Annotated in this window: 1 pseudogene; it reads left to right on the forward strand. The window is 74.2% G+C overall.

Features of this window, described 5'->3' with window-relative positions:
- Positions 1–357, forward strand: a pseudogene (locus BTM36_RS27020) (tRNA epoxyqueuosine(34) reductase QueG); the annotation flags it as partial.

A 357-nucleotide genomic window follows, 5' to 3' on the forward strand; every position in this document is an offset into this window, starting at 1 on the left:
CGCTCCTCACGCGGCCACGACTCGACGCTCTCCGCCCACGGGAACAAGTCCGCCCGGGCCCCCGTCCTGCCCGTCTTAGCCCCGCGCGAGGGCCTGGACAGCGCCAGCCTGGTCGCCCTGTTCGGCTGGAGCGAAGAGCAGTTCCTGAAGAACCCCGAGGGCAGCGCGATCCGCCGCATCGGCCATGACCGCTGGCTGCGCAACCTGGCCGTGGGCCTGGGCAATGCCGCCGATAGCCCCTCCCACAAGGGGGACGGCGCCATCGTGGCAGCGCTGCGGGCGAGGCGTGTGCATCCGCCGGCGCTGGTGGTCGAGCAAGCGCCGAGGGCACTGGCCGGCCACGGTGCGGGCGGGCCG

The organism is Herbaspirillum sp. VT-16-41, from assembly GCF_001994935.1.
In the GTDB taxonomy this organism is placed as follows: domain Bacteria; phylum Pseudomonadota; class Gammaproteobacteria; order Burkholderiales; family Burkholderiaceae_D; genus Herbaspirillum; species Herbaspirillum frisingense.